The sequence below is a fragment of the Bacillus sp. R86525 genome, from assembly GCF_042466195.1.
Lineage (GTDB): Bacteria > Bacillota > Bacilli > Bacillales > Bacillaceae_G > Bacillus_A > Bacillus_A nitratireducens.
The window spans coordinates 5,130,001-5,132,500 of the sequence record NZ_JAXHPX010000007.1 but is presented as its reverse complement, the minus strand read 5'-3'; the positions used below and the strand labels follow the sequence as shown (position 1 = coordinate 5,132,500).

At 45.5% G+C, this 2,500-nt stretch carries 1 protein-coding gene and 2 rRNA genes (2 of these 3 running past the window's edge); all 3 read left to right on the top strand.

Annotation, left to right across the window (positions count from 1 at the left end):
* Positions 1 to 1,447: ribosomal RNA gene (locus tag SJY24_RS28940) — 23S ribosomal RNA — on the top strand; it begins 1,475 nt to the left of the window's first position.
* 49 nt (positions 1,448 to 1,496) lie between these two features.
* Positions 1,497 to 1,612, top strand: a 5S ribosomal RNA gene (rrf, locus tag SJY24_RS28935).
* Between the two features lie 290 nt (positions 1,613 to 1,902).
* Positions 1,903 to 2,500, top strand: partial view of an alpha/beta hydrolase gene (locus SJY24_RS28930; RefSeq protein ID WP_377867094.1) — the 5' portion only. 362 nt of this gene lie beyond the right edge of the window; the window shows 598 of its 960 coding nt (coding positions 1-598); its start codon is at positions 1,903 to 1,905; its stop codon lies beyond the right edge, outside the window.

The following is a 2,500-nucleotide window of genomic DNA, read 5'->3' as shown; positions in this document are numbered from 1 at the left end:
GACGCAGAAGGATAGAAGAAGCGTGCGATTGGTTGTGCACGTCCAAGCAGTTAGGCTGATAAGTAGGCAAATCCGCTTATCGTGAAGGCTGAGCTGTGATGGGGAAGCTCCTTATGGAGCGAAGTCTTTGATTCCCCGCTGCCAAGAAAAGCTTCTAGCGAGATAAAAGGTGCCTGTACCGCAAACCGACACAGGTAGGCGAGGAGAGAATCCTAAGGTGTGCGAGAGAACTCTGGTTAAGGAACTCGGCAAAATGACCCCGTAACTTCGGGAGAAGGGGTGCTTTCTTAACGGAAAGCCGCAGTGAATAGGCCCAAGCGACTGTTTAGCAAAAACACAGGTCTCTGCGAAGCCGTAAGGCGAAGTATAGGGGCTGACACCTGCCCGGTGCTGGAAGGTTAAGGAGAGGGGTTAGCGTAAGCGAAGCTCTGAACTGAAGCCCCAGTAAACGGCGGCCGTAACTATAACGGTCCTAAGGTAGCGAAATTCCTTGTCGGGTAAGTTCCGACCCGCACGAAAGGTGTAACGATTTGGGCACTGTCTCAACCAGAGACTCGGTGAAATTATAGTACCTGTGAAGATGCAGGTTACCCGCGACAGGACGGAAAGACCCCGTGGAGCTTTACTGTAGCCTGATATTGAATTTTGGTACAGTTTGTACAGGATAGGCGGGAGCCATTGAAACCGGAGCGCTAGCTTCGGTGGAGGCGCTGGTGGGATACCGCCCTGACTGTATTGAAATTCTAACCTACGGGTCTTATCGACCCGGGAGACAGTGTCAGGTGGGCAGTTTGACTGGGGCGGTCGCCTCCTAAAGTGTAACGGAGGCGCCCAAAGGTTCCCTCAGAATGGTTGGAAATCATTCGTAGAGTGCAAAGGCATAAGGGAGCTTGACTGCGAGACCTACAAGTCGAGCAGGGACGAAAGTCGGGCTTAGTGATCCGGTGGTTCCGCATGGAAGGGCCATCGCTCAACGGATAAAAGCTACCCCGGGGATAACAGGCTTATCTCCCCCAAGAGTCCACATCGACGGGGAGGTTTGGCACCTCGATGTCGGCTCATCGCATCCTGGGGCTGTAGTCGGTCCCAAGGGTTGGGCTGTTCGCCCATTAAAGCGGTACGCGAGCTGGGTTCAGAACGTCGTGAGACAGTTCGGTCCCTATCCGTCGTGGGCGTAGGAAATTTGAGAGGAGCTGTCCTTAGTACGAGAGGACCGGGATGGACGCACCGCTGGTGTACCAGTTGTTCTGCCAAGGGCATAGCTGGGTAGCTATGTGCGGAAGGGATAAGTGCTGAAAGCATCTAAGCATGAAGCCCCCCTCAAGATGAGATTTCCCATAGCGTAAGCTAGTAAGATCCCTGAAAGATGATCAGGTTGATAGGTTCGAGGTGGAAGCATGGTGACATGTGGAGCTGACGAATACTAATAGATCGAGGACTTAACCATATAATATGTAGCAAATGTTATCTAGTTTTGAAGGAATATGCCTTCATAGTTTGGTGATGATGGCAGAGAGGTCACACCCGTTCCCATACCGAACACGGAAGTTAAGCTCTCTAGCGCCGATGGTAGTTGGGACCTTGTCCCTGTGAGAGTAGGACGTCGCCAAGCAACTTTAAGACGAGTCAGAATGACTCGTCTTTTTTGTGTATATTTCGTTAGAAATAACTTCTTACTAACCCAAAATACCACTTTAGACTTTAAGTATTCCCCATTCTTTTAAGATTTGTGGTTGCATAGCCATATAATTTTTTATTCAATTTCTCCCGTGATTTTTGATATGTAATTTAAGATTTTCTATTTTATTTCTTATAGATACGATTCATTGGTGTGTTAAAATAGTACAGTTATTTTTGAAGTACTTTAATATAAGAAGATTTAATTTTGAAAAAGGAGATAATATGAAAAAGATAGGTGTAATTACTATAGTAGTTTTAGTCCTTCTAGCGATTGCATATATGTTAGTCGGGAATTATTTCTATAATTATGCGTTGAATGCGAAACAAGAAAAAGATTTTTTAGAGGATAATCCTCACTTAACGGAAACGGTGAATGCATCGGGAGGTGCATTGGCTACGAATGAAGACAAGAATGCGAACTTTGTATCAAAATATAGACCTAATACATTAACTATACGCTCTTTTGATAAGCTAAATTTAACAGGTTATGAATATATGAATGAGCAATCTAGTCGTAAATGGGCACTTGTAGTTCATGGATATGATGGCAGGGCATCAGCAATGACGAAATATATCCGGAATTTTTATGAACAAGGTTATAACGTCATAGCGCCAGATCTTCGTGGGCATGGAAATAGTGAAGGCGATTATATCGGCATGGGGTGGCATGATCGTAAAGATATTTTGATTTGGATTCAACAAATTGTAAAGAAAGATCCGAATGCTGAAATAGCGCTATTTGGTGTTTCAATGGGCGCGGCAACTGTAATGATGACTTCAGGTGAAGATTTACCTTCTAACGTTAAAGTTATTATTGAAG